30 protein-coding genes are annotated in these 20,769 nt (G+C 47.9%); 19 read left to right on the top strand and 11 right to left on the bottom strand.

Annotation, left to right across the window (positions count from 1 at the left end; translation table 11 throughout):
- Window positions 1-98: 98 nt before the first annotated feature.
- Window positions 99-482, bottom strand: coding sequence for an RNA-binding protein (locus tag IPL32_16340; GenBank protein ID MBK8467386.1), 384 nt, complete (start codon window positions 480-482; stop codon window positions 99-101).
- A gap of 441 nt (window positions 483-923) precedes the next feature.
- On the opposite strand from IPL32_16340, the gene IPL32_16335 reads away from it, so the two are divergent.
- The 4 genes from IPL32_16335 (at window position 924) to IPL32_16320 (ending at window position 2,935) form a co-directional block, all read left to right on the top strand.
- Window positions 924-1,811 (top strand): GNAT family N-acetyltransferase, encoded by an 888-nt coding sequence (locus IPL32_16335; protein ID MBK8467385.1) that lies wholly within the window; start codon window positions 924-926, stop codon window positions 1,809-1,811.
- 35 nt (window positions 1,812-1,846) lie between these two features.
- A complete protein-coding gene (locus IPL32_16330; GenBank protein MBK8467384.1) occupies window positions 1,847-2,206 on the top strand; it encodes a hypothetical protein in 360 nt (119 codons plus the stop codon).
- A gap of 79 nt (window positions 2,207-2,285) precedes the next feature.
- Window positions 2,286-2,546 carry a TonB family protein gene (locus tag IPL32_16325; GenBank protein ID MBK8467383.1) on the top strand — a complete coding sequence of 87 codons (261 nt, stop codon included), beginning with the start codon at window positions 2,286-2,288 and terminating at the stop codon, window positions 2,544-2,546.
- An 8-nt stretch (window positions 2,547-2,554) separates the two neighbouring features.
- Window positions 2,555-2,935: a VOC family protein gene (locus IPL32_16320; protein ID MBK8467382.1), complete on the top strand. Its 381-nt coding sequence runs from the start codon at window positions 2,555-2,557 to the stop codon at window positions 2,933-2,935.
- A gap of 11 nt (window positions 2,936-2,946) precedes the next feature.
- Here IPL32_16320 and IPL32_16315 read toward each other — a convergent pair whose 3' ends face one another.
- Window positions 2,947-3,882 (bottom strand): hypothetical protein, encoded by a 936-nt coding sequence (locus tag IPL32_16315; GenBank protein ID MBK8467381.1) that lies wholly within the window; start codon window positions 3,880-3,882, stop codon window positions 2,947-2,949.
- Between the two features lie 107 nt (window positions 3,883-3,989).
- Between IPL32_16315 and IPL32_16310 the strand changes: the two genes are divergently transcribed.
- Window positions 3,990-4,691, top strand: a complete 702-nt coding sequence (locus tag IPL32_16310; GenBank protein MBK8467380.1) for a hypothetical protein — start codon at window positions 3,990-3,992, stop codon at window positions 4,689-4,691.
- A 91-nt stretch (window positions 4,692-4,782) separates the two neighbouring features.
- Here IPL32_16310 and IPL32_16305 read toward each other — a convergent pair whose 3' ends face one another.
- Entirely contained in the window at window positions 4,783-5,397 is a 615-nt protein-coding gene (locus IPL32_16305) for an inorganic pyrophosphatase (protein MBK8467379.1), read from the bottom strand.
- A 32-nt stretch (window positions 5,398-5,429) separates the two neighbouring features.
- Here IPL32_16305 and IPL32_16300 point away from each other — a divergent pair, with 32 nt between their 5' ends.
- The 3 genes from IPL32_16300 to IPL32_16290 are packed head-to-tail and all read left to right on the top strand — an operon-like array spanning window position 5,430 to window position 7,122.
- Window positions 5,430-6,014: an enoyl-CoA hydratase/isomerase family protein gene (locus IPL32_16300; GenBank protein ID MBK8467378.1), complete on the top strand. Its 585-nt coding sequence runs from the start codon at window positions 5,430-5,432 to the stop codon at window positions 6,012-6,014.
- Window positions 6,015-6,044: 30 nt separating this feature from the next.
- Complete coding sequence (locus IPL32_16295) at window positions 6,045-6,374, top strand: hypothetical protein (protein MBK8467377.1); 330 nt, start codon at window positions 6,045-6,047, stop codon at window positions 6,372-6,374.
- Window positions 6,367-7,122, top strand: a complete 756-nt coding sequence (locus IPL32_16290) for an enoyl-CoA hydratase/isomerase family protein (GenBank protein ID MBK8467376.1) — start codon at window positions 6,367-6,369, stop codon at window positions 7,120-7,122. The genes IPL32_16295 and IPL32_16290 overlap by 8 nt, the downstream gene beginning before the upstream one ends.
- On the opposite strand, the gene IPL32_16285 is transcribed toward IPL32_16290, so the two are convergent.
- Window positions 7,103-7,468 carry a hypothetical protein gene (locus IPL32_16285; GenBank protein MBK8467375.1) on the bottom strand — a complete coding sequence of 122 codons (366 nt, stop codon included), beginning with the start codon at window positions 7,466-7,468 and terminating at the stop codon, window positions 7,103-7,105. The two genes, IPL32_16290 and IPL32_16285, sit on opposite strands and share 20 nt — an antisense overlap.
- Window positions 7,469-7,549: 81 nt before the next feature.
- Entirely contained in the window at window positions 7,550-7,867 is a 318-nt protein-coding gene (locus tag IPL32_16280; protein ID MBK8467374.1) for an RNA-binding protein, read from the bottom strand.
- A gap of 325 nt (window positions 7,868-8,192) precedes the next feature.
- Between IPL32_16280 and infA the strand changes: the two genes are divergently transcribed.
- Window positions 8,193-8,414, top strand: a complete 222-nt coding sequence (gene infA / locus IPL32_16275; GenBank protein MBK8467373.1) for a translation initiation factor IF-1 — start codon at window positions 8,193-8,195, stop codon at window positions 8,412-8,414.
- 36 nt (window positions 8,415-8,450) lie between these two features.
- Here infA and IPL32_16270 read toward each other — a convergent pair whose 3' ends face one another.
- The 6 genes from IPL32_16270 to IPL32_16245 all read right to left on the bottom strand — a co-directional run bounded on the left by IPL32_16270 (window position 8,451) and on the right by IPL32_16245 (window position 12,897).
- Complete coding sequence (locus tag IPL32_16270; protein MBK8467372.1) at window positions 8,451-8,999, bottom strand: hypothetical protein; 549 nt, start codon at window positions 8,997-8,999, stop codon at window positions 8,451-8,453.
- Window positions 8,996-10,363, bottom strand: coding sequence for a DUF1446 domain-containing protein (locus IPL32_16265; GenBank protein MBK8467371.1), 1,368 nt, complete (start codon window positions 10,361-10,363; stop codon window positions 8,996-8,998). The genes IPL32_16270 and IPL32_16265 overlap by 4 nt, the downstream gene beginning before the upstream one ends.
- A 75-nt stretch (window positions 10,364-10,438) precedes the next feature.
- The gene (locus IPL32_16260) at window positions 10,439-10,837 is read right to left on the bottom strand and encodes a hypothetical protein (protein ID MBK8467370.1); all 399 of its coding nucleotides are present in this window, start codon (window positions 10,835-10,837) and stop codon (window positions 10,439-10,441) included.
- A gap of 91 nt (window positions 10,838-10,928) precedes the next feature.
- Window positions 10,929-11,330, bottom strand: a complete 402-nt coding sequence (locus IPL32_16255) for a cobalamin B12-binding domain-containing protein (GenBank protein ID MBK8467369.1) — start codon at window positions 11,328-11,330, stop codon at window positions 10,929-10,931.
- Between the two features lie 14 nt (window positions 11,331-11,344).
- On the bottom strand, window positions 11,345-12,073 hold the full coding sequence (locus IPL32_16250; GenBank protein MBK8467368.1) for a hypothetical protein: 729 nt from the start codon (window positions 12,071-12,073) through the stop codon (window positions 11,345-11,347).
- Window positions 12,070-12,897, bottom strand: coding sequence for a sterol desaturase family protein (locus tag IPL32_16245; GenBank protein MBK8467367.1), 828 nt, complete (start codon window positions 12,895-12,897; stop codon window positions 12,070-12,072). The genes IPL32_16250 and IPL32_16245 overlap by 4 nt, the downstream gene beginning before the upstream one ends.
- Window positions 12,898-13,303: 406 nt before the next feature.
- On the opposite strand from IPL32_16245, the gene IPL32_16240 reads away from it, so the two are divergent.
- The 10 genes from IPL32_16240 (at window position 13,304) to rsmB (ending at window position 20,738) form a co-directional block, all read left to right on the top strand.
- A complete protein-coding gene (locus tag IPL32_16240) occupies window positions 13,304-13,768 on the top strand; it encodes a heme-binding domain-containing protein (protein MBK8467366.1) in 465 nt (154 codons plus the stop codon).
- Between the two features lie 132 nt (window positions 13,769-13,900).
- Complete coding sequence (locus IPL32_16235) at window positions 13,901-14,068, top strand: hypothetical protein (GenBank protein ID MBK8467365.1); 168 nt, start codon at window positions 13,901-13,903, stop codon at window positions 14,066-14,068.
- 5 nt (window positions 14,069-14,073) lie between these two features.
- Window positions 14,074-14,337, top strand: a complete 264-nt coding sequence (locus IPL32_16230) for a hypothetical protein (GenBank protein MBK8467364.1) — start codon at window positions 14,074-14,076, stop codon at window positions 14,335-14,337.
- Between the two features lie 58 nt (window positions 14,338-14,395).
- Entirely contained in the window at window positions 14,396-14,917 is a 522-nt protein-coding gene (gene def / locus IPL32_16225; protein MBK8467363.1) for a peptide deformylase, read from the top strand.
- Between the two features lie 23 nt (window positions 14,918-14,940).
- Window positions 14,941-15,144 carry a hypothetical protein gene (locus tag IPL32_16220; GenBank protein ID MBK8467362.1) on the top strand — a complete coding sequence of 68 codons (204 nt, stop codon included), beginning with the start codon at window positions 14,941-14,943 and terminating at the stop codon, window positions 15,142-15,144.
- Between the two features lie 155 nt (window positions 15,145-15,299).
- Window positions 15,300-16,019, top strand: coding sequence for a hypothetical protein (locus IPL32_16215; GenBank protein MBK8467361.1), 720 nt, complete (start codon window positions 15,300-15,302; stop codon window positions 16,017-16,019).
- A 7-nt stretch (window positions 16,020-16,026) separates the two neighbouring features.
- Window positions 16,027-17,598 (top strand): L-glutamate gamma-semialdehyde dehydrogenase, encoded by a 1,572-nt coding sequence (pruA, locus tag IPL32_16210; protein ID MBK8467360.1) that lies wholly within the window; start codon window positions 16,027-16,029, stop codon window positions 17,596-17,598.
- Window positions 17,599-17,729: 131 nt separating this feature from the next.
- A complete protein-coding gene (locus IPL32_16205) occupies window positions 17,730-18,677 on the top strand; it encodes a methionyl-tRNA formyltransferase (protein MBK8467359.1) in 948 nt (315 codons plus the stop codon).
- The gene (locus IPL32_16200; protein ID MBK8467358.1) at window positions 18,667-19,461 is read left to right on the top strand and encodes a hypothetical protein; all 795 of its coding nucleotides are present in this window, start codon (window positions 18,667-18,669) and stop codon (window positions 19,459-19,461) included. The genes IPL32_16205 and IPL32_16200 overlap by 11 nt, the downstream gene beginning before the upstream one ends.
- Window positions 19,458-20,738 carry a 16S rRNA (cytosine(967)-C(5))-methyltransferase RsmB gene (gene rsmB / locus IPL32_16195; protein ID MBK8467357.1) on the top strand — a complete coding sequence of 427 codons (1,281 nt, stop codon included), beginning with the start codon at window positions 19,458-19,460 and terminating at the stop codon, window positions 20,736-20,738. The genes IPL32_16200 and rsmB overlap by 4 nt, the downstream gene beginning before the upstream one ends.
- The last annotated feature ends 31 nt before the right edge of the window (window positions 20,739-20,769 follow it).

The following is a 20,769-nucleotide window of genomic DNA, read 5'->3' as shown; positions in this document are numbered from 1 at the left end:
CATATCGCCTAGGTCGCCTTATGATGTGTGAAATACCAAAACAAAAAAGCCCGCCAGCAGATTTGCTGACGGGCTTTTTTGATTGTAGTAAAAACTAATTAGTAGCTTCGGCCGCCGTAGCCGCCACCACCACCGCCGCCGTAGCCGCCGCCTGATCCGCCGCCGTAGCCGCCGCGGCCACCGCCGCCTCCGCCACGATTACCACCACGACCGCCGCCGCCTCCGCCGCGTCCGCCTTCACCCTGTGGCTTTGCTTCGTTGACCTTCAATTCGCGGCCATCGACTTCTTTGCCGTTGAGCTGTGAGATGGCTGTTTCGCCGTCTGCCTGATTTTCCATTTCGACGAAACCGAAACCGCGCGAGCGGCCTGTTTCACGGTCTTCGATAATGTTTGCCGAAGCAACCGGTCCGACGCCGCCAAAAAGTTCCAAGAGATCCTGATTAGATGTGTTAAAAGACAAGTTTCCTACGTAAAGTTTCATTTCATTTTCCTTCCCTCGCTAAGCGGGGATGTTCTGCAGAAGTGCGATGCGGAATGGCTAAGTCAGCCGGTGCGCACTCAAAAAACACTGAGAGCTACTTCTATTCTATAAAGGGCCTGCTCTCAAGACTTATCCGAAAACCGTTAAGGCGAAGCGCGTCCTGCGACGCGAGAGAAGGTGTTAACGTTATGAATGGTAACACTTAATGGAGAAAACACCTAGCGGAAAAGCTGGTTAGTAGGATTTGCCGGCAATCGTGACGTTGCTGCGAGTGATTTAGTTTAGCTTGGCGTATTTGTGTGGAAAAAAACGATCTCCCGCAAAGACGCAAAGGCCGCAAGGAAAAGGCTGGATCACACTGCACTTTTGGATCTATCCGAAGACTTGCCTCTATTATGAGAGCGCAGTAACATATCGAAAAACAACGAAGAGGTGATAATTATGAGTAATGCATCTGCTAAAGAAACGAACGATTTTACGCTGCGTCAGCCGCGGCCTGAAGACGCACAGCGGCTTGGCGAGATCTGTTATGAGGCTTTTAAGACGATCTCAGAAGAGCATGGATTTCCACCGGATTTTCCGTCCGTTGAACCGGCAGTGGGGTTGATGTCGATGATGATATCGGTGCCGTTCGCTTATGGCGTGGTTGCTGAGGATGCAGAAGGAAGGGTCGTTGGGAGTAACTTCCTCTGGGAAATGGATACGGTCGCCGGCGTCGGTCCGATCACTATCGATCCTGCGGCGCAAAATTCCTCGATCGGCAAGGCGTTGATGAACGATGTGATCCGGCGTGGCGAAGAAAAAGGTGCGCCGTCGATACGTCTTGTGCAGGCGGCGTATCATAATCGCTCGCTGTCGCTCTATACAAAGCTCGGTTTCAATACGGTCGAACCGCTTTCGCTTATGAACGGGCCGAAGATAGGAGCCGAGATCGAAGGCTATCATGTGCGTCCGATGACAGCCGAAGACCTTGATGGTGTCGAAGAAGTTTGCAGACGAGTTCACGGCATATCGCGCCGCAACGAAGCCGCAGGTGCGATCCAACAAGGGAACGCAAAGGTCGTCGAACACGACGGCCGCATCACGGGTTACACGACCGTGCTAGGTTTTTTTGGACACACAGTTGGCGAATCGAACGAAGATCTCAAGGCCCTCATCGCCGAGGCCGAATCAATTGCCGGAAACGGTTTCCTGCTGCCGACTCGCAATAGCGAACTAATGCGCTGGTGCTTCGATCACGGGCTCCGCATCGTCATGCCGCTGAACCTGATGAGCAGAGGTGTCTATCAGGAACCTCGCGGAGCTTTTATGCCGTCGATATTGTTCTAATAATGTAAAAAGTTCGCGTATATCTGGTGGACAATATGAAATATTTAATTTTGTTGGCTTTTGTAACGATATTTGTCGTTAGCGGAATATCTCAGACACCGCCCGACGCCGATCCGGTCTTGCAGGGATCGACAACTTACAAGATGCCTCAATCGGCGATTGACGCTGAGATCGATGGGAAAGTTACGATGGCGATCCAACTCGATAAGACCGGAAAGCCTACAAAAGCAAATGTAGCCGCAGGCCCGGTCTGGCCTTGTTCAACGAATCCGAAAAAGGTTCTGGAAGATCTTTTTGCAAATCTATCCCAGGAGATGCTGAAGCTGCAATTCTTTCCAGCCATAAAAAATGGAAAGGCTGTAGAAAAAAGACATCTGGCTGTCTTTTACTCTTAAGAATCCGCAGCTCGAAACAAAAGCGGCTGTAGTCGATCCAGATGCAGGGAAGGAGAATCTTAAATTTATCAAAGGTGGCGTGGTCAATGGTAAAGCAACCTCGTTGCCGCCACCTGTATATCCGTCTGAGGCTAAGGCGACCCGCTTGGGCGGGGTAGTCACCATTCAAGTGTTAATTGATGAAAGAGGCAAAGTCATACGGGCAGGAGCTGTCAAGGGGCATCCGGTTCTTCAATTCGCGTCTCGTTACGCGGCTTGCGATGCAAGATTTACACCTACTTTACTTTCGGGCACCCCGGTCAAGGTTTCCGGCGTTATTACTTATAATTTTGTTCCGTAATCCTATTTATGGCTAAGTTAGTTTCAGCATTTGGTTATCAGGGCGACGCGATGAACTTGCCGGTGGCGAGCGTTGAGGCTTCGGTGTTGTATTATGAGTCGAAGATGGGCTTCGGTGTCGTAGAACGTGAGACCGAGCCGATCAATAAAGTTTTGTTCGAGCGTGACACCGTTCGCTTTGGGATAGCGGAGAATGGCGGTGATCCAGAGCAAGATGGCTGTGCGTTTCACATTGACGATGCGGAAGCACTTCGCAGTGAATTCATCGCAAACGGCCTCGAAAATATTGGACAGATAAAAAATGAGACCCGTGAAGACGGTTCGCGTTTCAAAGTCTTTTTCGTCATCGCTCCCGACGGCCTGTGCTACTGGTTTGGTGAAAGGATATAAGTTAGTACGGTCTAAACCTTATTAACTCCCACGATCATTTTGCCGAGATTGTTCTCTGAGAAAAAAGTACGTGATATATCGGACGCTTTTGAGAGGATCACAGCCTCGTCAGCAGCGCCAGCCTTTGCTCCTGCTTCGTTTAGGACAAAGAAACGCAGGCCTTCGTCTTTTAGCTTGCCGAGTTCGGAGATCATCCAACTGAGAGCGAGGAAATAGTCGCGGTTGAATGTCAGCACATAACGATTGGTACCGACGGCGGGCATCTTGTTGAATGGTGAATTAACGATCTCGGGCGTCAGGTATTTCTTGACGTTTTTGTCCTTCGACGACGTGTTTGTAAGTTGAATACTTCCTTGAAGTGTCTGCGGGTAAATGCTGAGCCAGCGTAGTTTACGGCGAAGCTCGTGCACCTGAGTTTCGAGTTCGGTAAAACCGGTATCATAGGTTTTTGCGAAGGCGGTTATCTTCTCGATCGATCTTTGATAGAACGATTCGATCGTCTTCATTTCCGCTTTGTCTTCCAGCCAATCGGCGTCGCGTAACTTCTTTTGTATCTTGCTGAGGCGGTCAGCGTTTTTGCCGATCCAGTTTTTGTCGATTAGCACTTTGTTCAGCGACGCAGCTTTTTCATGAGCTTTTTCCTGAGCAAATTTTGTTATAGCCGCCGGAACTTTTTTGTCGGCTGCAAACTCTTTCGCGAAATTGTCGTAGTGATCCAATGCGCCTAGGCCGTCTTCGAGCAGTTTGAAGTTATCTTCCATCTTTTTGAAACGCTTTTTGTTGTGCAGGTTGCCATAGAGTTTTGCGAGGCCTTCGAGCATAAATAGAGTTGTGCGGGCACCGTTTTGATAAAGGTAGAGAGCCGCATCGGGTTGCTTGACGGCTTCGAGCAGCATCGTTTCGAGTTGGTTGAGATAAAGTTTGAATCTTGCGGGTCCGTTTATCATATGTTTAATAATAAATGTTATACCAGATAGCTTCTTTCATTCAATGCTGAGTGTTCCGCCCTTACTAAGGTGCGGGCTTCTGCATTTTTCGCTATTCTTTTGTGAGTATGAAATTCTATTTGATCGCCTTAATATTTATTTGTACTTCGGTTGGCTCTTACGCTCAGACGCCTACTTCTGCTTCTGACGCGAAGATACCTTGGACCCTGACAGTTGTTATGTTGGACGGTGCGGATCAAGTTAACCACGCCGAAATTCCTGTCAAAGAGGCAGTCGAATTTATCGAGGCGCGTTCGCGATTTGTTTTCACCGTCAAGTACGTGAGGTCGTCCGCGAAGCACGGTTATACTCCTTATCGGATCGGGCCGGACAAAAATAAGGACAAAATACCGGACGACACGGCGTATGCGATGATGGGCTGGAATCTTCCAACAGCGGCGATCAAAGCTCTGCCGGTAAGCACTTCATACCTTTTTCTTTATAAACTCAAAGGCAAAAAGCCGGTGCAAGCGGGCTCCGCTCTTCCGATCACTTTTGGACTGATGAAAGGCGGGAAGCAGCGTCCATACGCTACGGTTCCGGTCGATATGTGGTGGTATGTGAACACGCCGCAGCAGGGTTTTAAAAGCTGGGCCGCGCAGATCTTGACGCACGAGATCAACAACACAATTCAAGCTAAGATCGAGGCTCGTCCTTACAAATGCGGGCAGCTTCTCGCGACGCAAGGCCTGCCCGGCGACAGATACGAGGGCGAACGTCTGACAAAACTCACCGACAAGTGCTATGCAAAACTTGGGAAGAATCAATGAAGTTTACAGTCGATGAATTTCTTGCAAAATTGTCTCTTGCGATGTGGATGATCTTTGCTCTGTGATCTCTGTGACTCTGTGGTGAATAGTCTTATTGTGACTTTACAAGATCTGTGTAATCCGCGGTGGCGGTTTCGATCACTTTGTGGCTTTCTTCGCGGCCGTAGGAATAGGCGATCTCGCAGATGTTCGGTTCGTCGGGCAAAGATTTGTAGGTCAGAAAGTAGTGCTCGAAACGCTGAAGGATGCCTTTGGGGAGTTGGGTGATGTCGGTATATTGCTCAAAGACTTTGTCCCCTTTTAGCACCGCGATGATCTTGTCGTCAGCCTCGCCGCCATCGATAAGACAAAAGCCGCCGATCGGCGTCGCCTTTAGGATAATGTCGCCGCGCGGGATGTGGTGTTCGGAGAGAACAAGAATGTCGAGCGGATCATTGTCGCCATCGCTCACGGCTTTACCGGATTTCGCACGGGCCATGTTGGCTATGCCTTCGCCGCAATACGTTCGAGGAATGAAGCCGTAGTTTGCGGGTACGACATTTGAATATTGCTGCGGCCGGTCGATCTTCAGATAGCCGGTTTCCTTATCGACTTCGTATTTTACAGTGTCACTCGGAACGATCTCGATGAAGACCGTAACCTCGCCGGGCGAATTGTCGTTAAGCGGAATGCCGTGCCACGGATGTGCTTTGTTTGTGCGGAACATGAGTTTAGTTTATCAGAAAGTTTGTTTACAAGATGTCCGACGAATTAGTAATTGAATACAATGGCAACGCAATTGTCATCCGATTTACGAGGCCTGAGATACGCAATCCTTTGTCTATCACGGTTCTCGAACAGTTGCATCGGATCGTTGACGACTTATCGATCGATCATGCAATTTCTACTGTGATATTTACGGGAACGGGCGAGAGTTTTGCGTCGGGTGCTGACCTAAGAGAAATAGCAGCGGTCTCGCCAGATAATGCACCGGATTTTGCTCGAAAAGGCCAGGAACTGATGACAAAGATCACTTTGTTGCCGCAAACCACAATAGCTGCGATCAACGGTTTTTGTTTTGGCGGAGCGCTCGACTTTGCGCTGGCTTGTGACAGACGGATCGCTTCGTCCAACGCGAAATTTGCTCATCCGGGAGCCGGGCTTGGGATAATAACAGGCTGGGGCGGAACGCAGCGGTTGCCGCGATTGATCGGTCAGGCTGCTGCGTTGGAATTGTTTTTTACTGCATCGCCGATCGATGCTGAGAAGGCTTTGCGAGTAGGGTTAATACACGAGATCGGTAATGATCCTTTGTCGACGGCTTTATCAAAATGCAAAGGTTGATTGTAGAATAGAACTTGTTTTTTAATGATTATGAAAGTTCAACTTGTAAAACTTGCCCACGCACGTTCGGGCGACAAAGGCGACACGGCAAACGTCGGTATCATAGCTCTCGACCCTGCGAATTATCCTTTGCTTGTCCGCGAGGTCACCGCCGAGCGCGTCAAAGAGCATTTCGGCGATATGGTCAAAGGCAATGTCGAGCGATTTGAATTGCCAAATCTTAGCGCACTTAATTTTTTGCTCCACGGATCACTTGGCGGTGGCGGTACGTTGAGTTTGATGACGGATGCCCAGGGCAAAACATTCTCTACAGCACTATTGCGGATGTATATTGATGTTGATGAAGAATCAAATGTCTGAAGTTCTGATCTCAACTAATGACAGTATAAGTGTTCTCACACTGAATCGCCCAGACAAGCGAAATGCATTAAATGATGCATTGATCGATGGGTTGAAAAGCGCTTTGCGTGAGGCTGATGCTGATCATTCGGTTCAGGCGATCGTTATTCGAGGTGCAGGAAATGATTTTTGTTCGGGCGCTGATCTGTCATCGTTACAAAAGATCGCGTTGGCTTCGTTTGAAGAGAATATCGAGGACGCTCGGAGCCTTGCGGAATTATTCCTGTTGATCCGAAACGTAAAAGTTCCCGTTATAGCTGCCGTTCATGGCCGAGCGCTTGCAGGCGGCTGTGGATTGGCGACGGCGTGCGATCTTGTGCTTGCGACAAAGACCGCTCGTTTTGGGTATCCGGAAGTGAAGATAGGATTTGTGCCTGCTATGGTTGCGGCGATACTGCGGCGAAATCTCGGCGAGAAAAAGAGCTTTGAACTGCTGACGCAGGGCTTTGAATACAGTGCCGAAGAAGCGGTCAAACTAGAACTCGTTAATCGTACTTTTGACGAAGAAGATTTTGACGCCGCTGTGCTCGAATACGCGAACGTATACACAAAGGTTAGCCGCTCCGCCGTCGAAATGACAAAGCAACTGCTCTACTCAATTGATGCCGAGAAGATTGATGATGCGATCGAAAAAGGCGTCATAACAAACGCAAAAGCGCGTATGACCGATGACTGCCAACGAGGTATTGCTAAGTTTTTGGAGAAGTAAGAGGTTCGGCGTCGGCGGTTGTTCCACGGCGGCGTACGAGCGGTTTTTCGTAAGGTTTGCGAGCTTTTAGGAAGATCGTTCTGATGAGGACGCGGCCTTGTTTTTCGGTTTTATCAACGTCGAATTCGTAAGTGTATTGTCCCGCTGAGAGTCGTTTGCAGATGTCGTCTGCGAGATGAAATGTAATTGCGTCGGCATAGTGGCCGAGAGATTCGGCAGCATGTCCGAGCAGTTCATTTTCTTCGCCGAGTAAATAAACGGGAACGTCTTCGGTCGTGGGGTCGCATTTTGAATAGAGATCGCCTAGAACGTGTCTTCGTGATAGCGATAATGGACTGAATGACATTTTTATTTCCCGTACTGAAACTGGTTAATGTAAAAGCCCGGCCTAGCTAATGCAATCGACCGGGCTTTGTGTTTTATTGGACTACCAGCGTTTTCCGCCACCGCCGCCGTAACCACCGCCGCCGTTGTTATCGCGAACCTGTGGTTTAGCTTCGTTGACCTTTAGTTCACGGCCATCTACTTCTTTGCCGTTGAGCTGTGAGATCGCAGTCTCGCCGTCAGCCTTGTTCGACATTTCGATAAATGCAAAGCCGCGCGAACGTCCAGTTTCACGATCTTCGATCAAATTTGCTGATTCTACAGGGCCGATCTCACCAAAAAGTGTGCTTAGATCCTGACTGGTTGTGTTGAAGGAAAGATTTCCTACGTATAATTTCATTATTAATTCCTTTTCCCGCATGTCGGGAATTGCTGAAGAAGTTTGTCGATCGGGCAGTGTTTCTATAGCAAGAAAGGAAAAGCCGGATTTCGGATACTCAGATATTAAAAGAGCAACACTCCTGTGTTTACCATAAAAGGCCTGCTCTCAAACTTATCCAAAAACCGATAAAGGCGAAGCGTGAAGTTCAGCTAGAACATTCACGAGAGAAGGATTGACCTTTTAACAGTGACAGGTATTACCCCCATTAGCAAGATGAAAAGTGAGTTACACCAAATTTATTGAAAATGCAACTTGCAAGATAACCCGACAAAAGTGCCTAATTATAGTAATGAAAGAACAGTCGATTGAAAAAGAGCAGCTTATTGAAATAGCAGGTGTCGTGATCGATAAACAACCGAACGCCTATTTTAAAGTTAAGGTCAACGATAGCGAGCACATTGTGCTGGCTACTATATCAGGCCGCATGCGTCGCAACCGCATCCGAATCCTCATGGGCGACCGCGTCGATCTGGAACTTTCACCATACGACCTTAGCAAAGGCCGGATTACCTACAGGCATAAATAGATAGCCTTCGATAGCACTCCGGTAGCCTAACAAGTTTCAATCCTGAGGCTTGATCATTTGAAAGAACTGGCTTCGCTGGAAGGCTATAACATGTCGTTGGTCGATAGATCTTATCTCCCAAAGTTCACCGTTTTCGATCCAAAATAGGCTCACGCTGATTGTCTTACCATTCTGAGAGATTCTAGTCATCGCTCGGTCTCTCGCGGGAGTTTGTTCAAGAACTTCACGACGAGCGGTTTCATCAATAAGAGGCTCAACCATTCTGTCGTAGATTTCGCGAGACATCTGCGGAGAAACGTAACTGTGAAAGAAAAAAGTATCACCACTTTCTTCTTTACAGCCGATACAATCTTTTGCGTACTGAACGTCACCCTCTAAAGATTGGTAAATGTAATTATCGAAACGCGATTCGCCGCCGTTGACCGCATAAAGATAACGAAACTCCGGATCACCATACAGGGTTGATTTCAGATAAAGATAAGCCCGCGAACGATTTGTGGACGAGGAGATTATCAGAGGATAACCTATCACGCACGCCACACTGACGATTAAAAATCCAACGATAACTACCGATTTTCGACTCATGCTTCGACGATATCGACCTTTGTCTCGATCAGCGACTTCGGTATCAGTGCCGGGAAATAAGCCATTATCTCTTCTACCTTTGGGCGGCCGCCCGCGAAGCCCGTTACCGAAGGCGGGCCGGTTAGGATTAGCGGGGCGATCTCTTTCGTAAATCTTTCGATGTCGGCTTTGTTGTGGCCCCGGACGCCGATGCGGAATTGGACCTCGGGAATATCAGGTGACGGCTCTCCTGACAGGTGTCCGTGAGTAGCGTTGACGCCGACAAATTCTGAAAGGACTACATCGAACTTCAAGCCGAGGCGGTCGAGGCGTTCGCGAAGGATCTTGTCGGCGCCTTTGGCTTTTTCGTAGGCTTCGGGCCAGGAATAGACCAGTGTGCCGACGGATTTCCATCCGTCGGAATATGCGATGGAAACTTTGTAGAAGTCGGTTTTAGGATTGCCTTTGATGCCAAAGACGCGGACCTTGTTATCACCTGCGTCTTCTAAATGGATCGACGAAAAATCAGCGACCACGTCCGGCGTTATGTAGGCTTTCGGGTCGCCCATTTCGTAGAGAAGCTGTTCTTTTACCGATTGAATATTCACGCGGCCGCCTGTGCCTTCGTGTTTGGTGACGATGAACTCGCCGTTAGTCGAAGCCTCGACGATAGGGAAGCCGATGTTTGCCATGTCAGGGATGTTTTGCCAATCGTACTGGCAATTGCCGCCACTAGACTGTGCACCACACTCGATAATGTGCCCGGCGATCGTTCCGGCCGAGACCTTGTCCCAATCGTCAAACGCCCAACCGAATTCGTGCATCAGCGGAGCGAGCGTCAAGCCCGTATCGGTCAATCGTCCGCCGACAACGACATTTGCTCCTTTGCCGAGGGCTTCGACGAGCGGCTCTGCGCCGAGATAGACGTTTGCCGACTGCACTTTGTCGCGGATAGCTGAGAGCGGTTCGCCTGTGTCCATGCTGTTGATCTCGACGCCGTCGGCGATGAATTTATCGAGCTTGTCGAGAACGTCATCACCTGTTACTACACCGATCTTTATCTTGCCCGCGAGGCCAAGTTCGCGTGCTTTTTCGCGGATCGCTTCTGCACAACCAATTACGTTGACGCCGCCAGCGTTTGAAAGAACTTTGATATCGTTTGCGACGCAATCCGGCATTATCTCGCCCATCAAAGCTACAAAATCGCGCGCGTATCCGGCGTTTGCGTCACGAGCACGCTGCTTTTGCAGGATCGACATTGTGACCTCTGCCAGATAGTCGAGCATCAAATAATCGATCGGCCCATTTCGAACCTGATCAACCGGAGCCGACAGCATGTCGCCCCAAAAACCTTGTCCACCCGCAACTCGAATTGTTGATTTCATAATTTAAGAATAAAAAAATAGGCAGCAAAACGTTAATCTTACTGCCTATTTTTCCTAATGTTAGAATTTTTGTCGTTATAATGCACGCTTGGTTGTTCCAGTCGCCTTGTGGTAAACCCATTTTGTACCGTTTTTGGTCTTGACCGCAACCCAAGTTGCACCATTCCATGATTTTCTGGCGACCCATTTCGTGCCGGTCCAAACCCGACCACCGACGACAGCGCCTTTGCGGTAGGTCGTTTTGGCGACGCTCTTGCCGCTTTTATAAACCGTTTTTGAGGTGTCTGCCGTCTTACCGGCCACCTTTTTCGTCGTGTCTACGGTGGTGTCCGCGACCTTTTTTGTTGTATCAGTTATGGCGTCGCCAGCCTTTCCTAACGTGGATTCCTGAGCTGACGCCTGGCCCGGGGCTAACACACAGTAGACTGCGAACGTGAATCCAATTGATAACAAAGCTGTTTGAAATTTTCTCATATAAATTATTCCCCCAAAGGATCATTGTAAAAACTATAAACAGTTTGATGTTACCGCCGTTCTGGTAGATGTCTGTAATCTACCCTACAAATCATTGCGCCCGCACGTTCTTGCGAATAAAAGTCACGATGTCTTCTGTCGATGTGCCGGGAAGAAATATTTCGGAAACGCCGTTTTCCTTGAGCTTCGCAATATCTTCTTGTGGAACGATGCCGCCGACGAGCACCAAAGTGTCGTCCATTCCATTCTGACGGAGAAGATCGACGATGCGCGGGCAAAGCGTGTTGTGAGCTCCGCTCAGGATTGAGATCCCGACCGCATCAACGTCTTCCTGCAACGCGGCGGATGCTATCATCTCGGGCGTTTGACGCAAACCTGTATAGATGACTTCCATTCCGGCGTCGCGCAAAGCACGAGCTATTACCTTCGCACCGCGGTCGTGACCGTCGAGGCCGGGCTTTGCCACCAAAACTCTTATCTTTCTTTCACTCATTGGCTTCAAGTATATTAGCGAACAAATTGTCCAAGCAAACCGTCCGGCTTGATATATGGTTTTAACTCTTTCCAAGTTAGAAAGAATTCGCCCGTCGGCTGTAGTGCCAAAGCAACATGCGGAAACCCATAATCGTGATGAAAGATCACGCCGTTCTCATCGATCTCAAATTCATCCAGCTTTACCTTGCTGTAGGTTTCAGAATCGTTAAAGATGCCCGAAAGATCTTCGTCTTTTGTTTCGGGAGCGTTTTTAAGCTCCATTATCGTCTTTTTAACTTCGTCATCTTTAATCTTTGCGAGTTTCGTGAGAAGTCCGCTCGTGTTGATGAAAACATCTATCGGGCGAATGCGTGTGCCGGTCGACGTGTTTACGACAAGGTATTTTGTCGAACCTGACGGATAAGCACCAGTGCCTTGTATCGTGAGCGAGATGCTGAGCATCTTGTTCGCATTGTAATTGACGTCATAATTTGCTTCCTCAAGCCACTGAATTTCATTCATCTCCTCACGGAGCTTAAAATCGAATGCCTTTTCATAGCTGAGAACAGCTTCGATCTTTTTGGATAAAGCGGGCGTGGCAGCCTTGATCTTGGGATAAGTTATCGTAAAACTCTTCTTAAAGTCCATGATCGGTTTTGGCCGTTTGTAGGTTACTTTTTTAGCGGAGATCGTCACTTGAGCCAACGTCGGAATGCTAAAAACTGCGATCGCGATCAAAAGGATGATTAGCTTATTTTTCATAATTGATGATCAATGTCCATGTTTGGCGATGCGAAGATGCATCGCAGTTTTGATGCAAATGTCTGCTGCCGCTTGACCGCTTCAAACATCTCAAACCAGCCGTGCGTGTTGATCCATAGCGGATTGTAACTATTGATCGGCTTAATGATACCGTAGCGCGGTTCTTCGGTCTCGCTGACGAATGAACCAAAAATCCTGTCCCAAATTATAAGCACACCGGCATAATTTTTATCCAGATACGGATTGTTGACGCCGTGATGGACTCTGTGGTGCGACGGAGTGTTAAGGATATGTTCAAGTGGGCCGAGTGTTTTGATAAATTTTGTGTGTATCCAAAATTGATAGATCAGATTGAAGCCGTGCATCACGGCAAACATCCACGGAGCAAAGCCGAGCAGCATGATCGGGGCATAAAAGATCCAATGCAGAATGCCCGAAAACCAGCTCTGTCTCACGGCGACACTAAGATTGTAGTGTTCGCTCGAATGATGGACGACGTGGAAATTCCAAAACAGCCGCGATTCGTGGCTTACGCGATGGAAAATGTAATACGCAAAGTCATCGACAAAGAATAAAATTACCCAAGTCCACCATGCCTCGGCAGGGAATTTATACGGAGAGATCTCATAGCAAAATAGATAAATTGAACCAATTACAAGGCCAAACAACGCTCCCCAAACGACGCTCATAAAGCCCATGAAAATATTGCCCCACGTGTCTTTATTGTCGCGGTATTCGTCCGAACCTTTGCGGTGAGACCAAAAGGCTTCGAGAGCGATCATCAACGCGAAAAAAGGAATGGCAATAACTGTCGGCCTCAGCATATTTTCCAAATCAAAACATTGCAGTTTAAGTAGAGCATATTTTTCGTCCAAATTTCACCGGTCTACACTCTTAACCTTGGAACAAATACTACTTCTTCCTACCGCGGTAGTAAGAATTCCTACCCCTTCCTACCATGAAACGGTCGTGGAACGCGTAACCTGTTGTGTTTACTGTCTTTATTGCATTCGTTCCGTTCAGTCGCAATTTTAAAAAAAATCACCATATTCAGTTCACTAATTTGTCCACTTATCATCCAATATTACTGTCCGCATCGTCGTAACATTAGTTTTGCCTTCGGTCGATATTATCGGACAAACTGACTTGGACTATTGATACGAAAATTATAACATAAATGTTGCGTGACTGTTCGCGCATCTCATTGACGCAACAAACGTGGAATTGCAGATGAAAAAAGTAATTAAAATATTGGCAATTATCATTGTCGGAGTGTTGGTGGTCATACAGTTTTTCAGGATCGACAAAAGTGAACTTCCGGTCAATCCAAGTGAAACGCTCGAAGCGGCCGTCAGTGTGCCGCCAGACATCAAGCTGATATTGGGCCGTTCGTGTAATGATTGCCATTCGAATAAGACCGTTTATCCGTGGTATGCAAATATTCAACCTGCGGGTTGGTTTCTTAAGAGTCATATCGACGACGGTAAGCGTCATTTAAATTTCAGCGTTTTTAATACTTACGCGGCAAAAAAGAAAGCTCATAAGCTTGAAGAGTTATGTGAAATGGTCGAATCAAAGCAGATGCCGCTGCCGTCGTATCTGTGGATCCATAGGGACGCGGTTCTAAAGGATACCGAGGCAAAGGCGTTGTGCGACTGGGCGAACCAGGAAAAGGCTAAAATACCCGAGGCGTGATTCATTAAGGGCTTATTAGGAACCCAGACTCGCCGAACGCCGTATATTTAGCAGGGGAGTGTTTCAGCGATGTTTTGTCCGAGCTGCGGTGGCCAAAATGCTGTCGATCAAAAATTTTGCCGTTCGTGTGGTATGAACCTGGAAGAGACGGCTTCATCAATGCTTGAGCAATTTCCGAGTGGAGCCGTCAATGCTTTGGATCGGCAGGAAAAGGCGCTTGAGAGGTTTGGAGCATTGGCATTTGGTGGGTTTTGGGTCGTTGACGGAGCGGCCGTAGTTGCTCTAATTTACGTTATTTAACGAAAATGATCTTATCTGGAAGCCAGCCTATCGCCGGAATTTTTTTGATGGCCTTTCTCGTTTTTGCCGCTCTTTCACTTACCTATGTCGTTTGGCGTGAATCTTTAAAGGAAAAGCAGAAGAAAGTCGCATCATCACGCGATTTGAGTGCTTTGCCCGATCACACGCCAAATCTTTTGACAGACAGACCTTTCGAACCTCCCCCAAGCGTTGTTGAAGATACGACAGCACTTCTAAGTACTAAACCAAAGACAAAAAATCTCGACTAATACCGACCTGGCATTTTTTCCTATCGAAAATTCCAAAGTTTGTAGTAAAATACTCTAAATGTCACTGCTTTCGATAGTTCACTACCCTGAGCCGGTATTGCTGTCGGTCGGGAAGCCGGTCGGGGAAGACGAGTTCAACGGTGAACTCGAAGCACTTGTCGCGGATATGTTCGAGACCATGGAAAACGCGGGCGGCGTTGGGCTTGCGGCTCCGCAGATTGGTGTTTCGAAGCGGCTTTTTGTTATGGATACGCCTGTTGAGGATGGTGATAATGAGCGTCATGTGCTTATTAATCCTGAAATAGTTCGGGTCGAGGGCGAACAGGTCGGTGACGAAGGCTGTCTTTCGTTTCCGGGACTGTTTCAAACTGTAAAAAGGGAAATGCGTGTTATTGCTCGTGCAAGGAATGTAAAGGGTAAGGAATTTGAGCTGGATGTGACAAATCTCGCGGCACGATGCATTCTGCACGAGACGGATCATTGCGACGGCATCGTTTTCTTGGATCGAATGACAACACTCAAGCGGGAAATGGCTAAGCGAAAGATCAAAAGATTACAGAAAACGGGGAAATGGAATTAGACGTGGATATTCAAGATACAAGATTGACAGCAGAACTGGGTTCGAGTGGAGAGTTGAATAAATACCTTAGCGAAGGCTGGGTGCTGCTGCTTAGCTATGTTAAACGAGCAAGCGACGCGCAGCAGCCTCGATTTGTCGTTGGATGGCAGAGTGAAAGCCCACCGGTCTTTCCCGAACTGCTTGACGAGTGGGAACAACGCGAGATGCGCAGACAGAAGCTTGGCTAATGGAAACCGGTAGCCCAGAATCATTTCTTTTTTCTCGGAATTATTTTAAAATATGTCTGAAAGCCAATAATACAGACTTCTGACAGCAATCTCTTGCCCGAGACGCTGTCAGGATAGAATCTTTAGTAAGAGTGCCCAAAACGGAGCTAATTACTATGTCGCAAATAGACAATTTCTTTATCAGGGCAGCATTTGTCTTTGTTCTTTTCGCATCTGCGGTTTCTGTGGCATTTGCACAGACGACAATATTCAACATTCCGACCGCCGACACGCTGGCGCGCGGTTCATGGAATCTCGAAGGCGATTTTATCGCAAAGCCAACTCGCTACAGCGAAGGTGGATACCAGACTTATGGTTACCGCGTAGCTTACGGGCTGAATCACAAGACCGAGATCGGTTCAAATTTTTACCACACTTGGAATGGAGACAACTCGACCGGCCAAGTGGAATTCAGCGTTAAACGCAAGATCTACGAAAGCGAAAAGCACGGCTTCAGCATTTCTGCGGGAACTGTTCTGTTCGTGCCGTTAAAGAGTGTTGCAGGTGACAGAACCTCGGTGATGGTTTATGGCAACGCCCGTAAGACTATCAATTCGCTCGGCGGAATGACTGCCACCGGCGGCGTTTATTCGGTCTTTCGAGGGCCCAAGGAATTTGGCACACGCACCGGAGCGATGGTTGGAGTTGTACAGCCGATAAATAAGAAAGTCAGCTTTGTGGCCGACTGGTTTTCGGGGAATAATAGGCTGGGCTATGCTTCGGCGGGTGTAAATTTCAACATCACCAGCCGTCAATATCTTTTGACAGGATACAGTTTTGGAAATTCCGGCCGCGGCAACAATGCTTTGGCGGCTTATTACGGACTTACTTTCTAATAAATATATGCAAACACAAAGAACATTGGACGAATTTAGAAACGAACCATTTACAGATTTTTCGACGCCGGAAAATGCGGAAGCGATGAAAGCGGCTATCGAAAAAGTGCGTGGCGAACTCGGGCGCGAATATCCCATAATTATTGACGGCGAAAACATCTCGCTCGAATCAAAATTCCAGAGCATCAATCCATCCAAAACTTCTGAGATTGTTGGAGTTTTCTCCGAAGGCGATACGAATACTGATCTTGTAGAAAAGGCGATCACTGCTGCGACAAAAGCATTTGCTTCATGGCGAAATGTGCCTGCGGAGACGCGGGCGGATTATCTTTTTAAGGTTGCGGACATTATGCGGGAGCGCAAACACGAGCTTTCGGCTTGGATGGTGTTTGAAGTTTCTAAGACCTGGGCTGAGGCTGATGGCGACACGGCTGAAGCAATAGATTTTTGCGAGTTTTACGGCCGTGAGATGCTTCGTTGGGCCAAGGAACAGCCGGTTACGCCTTATCCGGGCGAGAAGAACAGATTTGAGTATATTCCGCTGGGTGTCGGTGCGGTGATTCCTCCGTGGAATTTCCCGCTCGCGATCATGGCTGGAATGACGATGGCTGCCGTAGTTTCAGGAAACACCGTTGTTCTTAAACCTTCGTCTGATTCGCCAACCATTGCTGCGAAGTTTATGGAGATCGTCGAGGAAGCTGGGCTTCCAAAAGGCGTTGTGAATTTTATAAGTGGTAGTGCGAAGACGGGCGAAGCGATGGTCACTCATCCGAAAACGCGTTTCATTTCGTTTACCGGTTCAAAAGGCGTGGGTCTACATATCAATGAAGAGGCTGCAAAAGCGCGACCGGGACAAATTTGGATCAAACGCGTTGTCGCCGAAATGGGTGGCAAAGACGCGATCGTTGTCGCCGATGATGCTGCGGATCTTGACGCGGTTGCAAGCGGTGTTGTCGCGGCTGCGTTTGGGTTTCAGGGTCAGAAGTGTTCGGCGTGCTCGCGGTTGATCGTTGACGAAAAAGTTCACGATGAACTGATGGAAAAGATCGTTGCTCTAACCAAAGATCTCAAGATAGGCCTGCCGACTGAAGGAGACACAAATGTCTCGGCTGTTATCAATAGACGCTCGTTCGACACAACGCTCGGATATATTAAGAAAGGTATTGACGAAGGCGGCAAAGTTTTGACCGGCGGCAGTGGCGACGATTCAAAAGGCTTTTATATCGAGCCGACTATTATTGACAACGTTGCTCCTGGGGCGACGATCGAACAGGAAGAAATTTTTGCTCCTGTACTTGCAGTTATAAAGGCACGAGATTTCGATCACGCGCTTGAGATCGCGAATGATACCGAGTTCGGATTGACCGGGGCGTTGTATTCTGCATCACAGGAAAGGCTCGACCGCGCATGCCGTGAGTTTCATGTCGGTAATCTTTATCTGAACCGCAAATGTACCGGAGCTTTGGTCGGCGTCCACCCATTCGGTGGGTTTAATATGAGCGGAACGGATTCGAAGGCAGGCGGACGGGAATATCTGCTGCAATTCATGCAGGGTAAGTCCATCGCTCAGAAAATATAGACTGTCAATTGTAAATTGTTTATTGTTAATCGGCTTTAAATATCCAATTAACAATTTTGCAATTCACAATTAACAATGGAAGAAAATGTTAACTTCTGATTAGGGTTAGCATTTTTTTATTTGTAAATAGAATGAAGATTGTATTCATGGGAACGCCAAAAGCGGCTGTGCCGTCGCTGGAAAAGATATTGCTGGACGGGCATGAGGTCGTGGCAGTTTATACACAGCCTGACAGGCCTTCGGGGCGCGGAAATAAGATCGTTTTCTCGCCTGTGAAGGAATTTGCGATTGAGAAAGGACTAGCGGTATTTCAGCCGCTGAAGATCAAAACGCCGGAGACTCTTGAAACATTTCGATCTCACAACGCCGATTTGGCTGTCGTAGTTGCTTACGGCCGCATCTTACCGGAAACTTATTTAAGTGCTTATCCAAACGGAGCGATCAATGTGCATTTTTCGCTCTTACCGAAATATCGTGGTGCTGCTCCGGTTAATTGGGCGATCGTTAATGGCGAAAAGAATACCGGCGTAACGACGATGCGGATGGACGAGGGACTGGACACCGGGGATATTCTGCAGCAAAACTCAACGAACATTGGCAATGACGAGACTGCTGTAGAGTTAATGGAAAGACTGTCGATCTCAGGAGCGGAATTGCTGTCGGGAACGCTTACGAATTTGGCAACGTTGACGCCGGTCGCACAGGATGAATCGCAGGCGACTTTTGCGCCCTTAATGAAAAGGGAAGATGGACAGATCGATTGGCGACTAAGTGCACGGGAGATAGCAGATCGCATTCGCGGTTTTCAACCATTTCCGAGTGCGTTCACACATTTTCAGCAATTGCGTTTGACGCTTTGGCGAGCGCATGTCTACGCAATGGAAAACGAAGGCCACTTCGCTGAGGGCGAAGTTATTAAAGTGGATGGTCAACTCGTGATCGGCTGCGGCAATGGTTCGAGTTTGTTGGTCGAGGAATTACAGCTAGAGGGTAAACGGCGGTTGCCGACGCGCGATTTTCTTAATGGTGTAAAATTACGTAAAGGCGAGATTTTAGGTCGAGCATCTTATGGAGAGTGAAACTCAGTTTCAAATAATTGCTTTCTACGAATTCAAGGATCTGAGTGGCGTTGCCGCTCTCGGTCAGATCAAGGAGCGTTTGAAGGCGTTGTTGCTGGAGGTCGAAGTTCGCGGAACGATCATTCTTGCAAATGAAGGCTTTAACGGAATGGTTTGCGGTGATATGAGCCAGATCTCGGTTTTTATAAAAAGAGCAGAAGATATCTTAGATACAAAACTTATTGTCAAATCGTCGTTTTTCAGTGACGCACCTTTTCGAAAGATCGACGTTAAGATCAAGCCCGAGATCGTTACCTTAAAGAAATCGGTGGATATGTCGCTCGGTCAAGGTACTCATGTGAAGTCGGATGAGTGGAATCGGTTGATCTCCGATCCGAATACAGTTGTTCTCGACACGCGAAACGACTATGAGTACAAAACAGGAACATTCAAAGGGGCGATCAATCCCAATACAATTAAATTCAGTGATCTGCCGGAGTTTGTTGCGGAGAATCTTGATCTAGAAAAGCATCAGCGAGTCGCAATGTTCTGCACCGGCGGCATAAGGTGTGAGAAGTTTGCTCCGTATCTTAAGCAGATCGGCTTTAAGGAAGTCTTTCAATTGGAAGGCGGAATTTTGAAATATTTCGAAGAAACGCCTGTCGAGGAAATGCTGTGGGACGGAGAGTGTTTTGTCTTTGATGAACGAGTGACAGTAAATAAACATCTTCAAAAGGGAATTGGGTCCGACTATTCACAGCGGCATGCTAATGCGAAAAAGCCGCCTTACAAGGTCAAGGAATGAAGGTCTCACCGGCTCGCCTTGCCGCATTCAATGTTCTTTTGCGAATAGAGACCGAAAGATCGTTTTCGTCTGTTCTATTGCCTGCCTATGAAGCTGAATTGTCAGCTCCTGATCGTGCATTGTGTCATGAATTAACGCTTGGCACGTTGCGTCGTCAGATGTATCTCGACCGCGTGATCGACCATTGTTCGAAAGGTAAGAAACTGGATAATGCTGTGCGGGTTGCTCTTCGGCTTGGCGTATATCAGCTGCTGTTTCTCGACAAGATTCCCGCCTATTCTGCAGTGGACGAAAGCGTAAATCTTGTTCAAATTGCAAAGAAAACATCGGCGAAAGGTTTTGTAAATGCGATCCTTCGGCGAGTGACGAAAGAAAGACCGGAACTCGTATTCAAAGACGAGGTGGAGCGTTTGAGTATCGAAACTTCGCACCCACGTTGGCTGATCGAGAAATGGATTGATGAGTTCGGCTTTGAACAAGCGGAACAATTGGCGTCAGCTAACAATCAAGCCGGTGGACATGCGTTTCGTTTGCTCGGTGAGACAAGATCAGACACGTTTAATTCTCGGAGGTCCGAATTTGTCGAAGGATGCTATTTGACGGATAGGATCGACAGCAATTTGATTGCTGCTGCTGAGAAGCATGAAATCTATTTTCAGGATGAAGGGTCGCAGATGATCGGCTGGTCGGTCAAAGTTCCGGCTGGCGGCAATTTTCTGGATGTGTGCGCTGCTCCAGGAGGCAAGACGGGGCTTATTGCGAATCGACATGCTCCGAGTGTCGGCATTGCGGTTGCCGGTGATCTGTATTGGCAGCGAGTAGTTGGATTACGCGACAATTGCCGGCGACAGGGCGTTGGCGACATTCCTGTCGTTCAATGTGACGCTGAAAAGGTACTGCCATTTGCAGACAACAGTTTTGATGCAATTTTGATTGATGCTCCTTGCTCAGGGACTGGCACGATTCGTCATAATCCGGAACTTCGGTACTTTATCAACCCCGACGACATTACTGAACTATCTAATAAACAACTCGCAATATTGGAAAACGCATCAAAACTCGTAAAATCAGGCGGATGGATGATCTATTCGACATGCTCGCTTGAGAAGGAAGAAAACGAGATGGTTTGCGGTAGATTTTTGAATGAAAATAGCAATTTTCAATTAGCTCTACCTGACGTGCCGGATCGTTTTCTTACGAATGAAGGGTTTGCCCGCATGTTTCCGCATCGTGACGGAATGGACGGGTTTTTCATTGCCGAGTTTCGTAAAAATTAGGGGAGTGGTTGTGTTAAAGTTCCTTGTTTAT

Source organism: Chloracidobacterium sp., assembly GCA_016711345.1.
In the GTDB taxonomy this organism is placed as follows: Bacteria; Acidobacteriota; Blastocatellia; order Pyrinomonadales; family Pyrinomonadaceae; genus OLB17.
This window is presented reverse-complemented; position numbering and strand designations above follow the sequence as displayed.